This is a genomic window from Paenibacillus xylanilyticus (genome assembly GCF_013359935.1).
Classification (GTDB): Bacteria; Bacillota; Bacilli; order Paenibacillales; family Paenibacillaceae; genus Paenibacillus; species Paenibacillus xylanilyticus.
This window is the reverse complement of record NZ_JABMCB010000151.1, coordinates 1-239: the sequence shown is the minus strand read 5'-3', so window position 1 is coordinate 239 and position 239 is coordinate 1. Positions and strand designations below refer to the sequence as shown.

General features: G+C 46.0%; 1 protein-coding gene. It reads right to left on the bottom strand.

Annotated features, from left to right (window positions below):
• Positions 1-239 (bottom strand): hypothetical protein (locus tag HP552_RS04675; RefSeq protein WP_217506316.1); only part of this gene is annotated, 239 nt, incomplete at both ends.

Below are 239 nucleotides of genomic sequence, written 5' to 3'. Positions count from 1 at the left end.
TAAGAGCCAAGCCACCAGTTATCATCACCTGGGAAGTAAAATAGGATCTCATCCATCGTTGAATTAGAAAACCTTCCCGTCCAGAACGGTCGACCGTCATTGATCCCATGTCCAAAACCAGCGGTGTTACCGACGAAATGCCATTTTAGCTCCGTACCTTCAAATGCCCCAAGCCACCAATTATCGTCACCTGGGAAATAAAACAGAATATCTTCTCTTCCGTCACCATTGAAATCCCC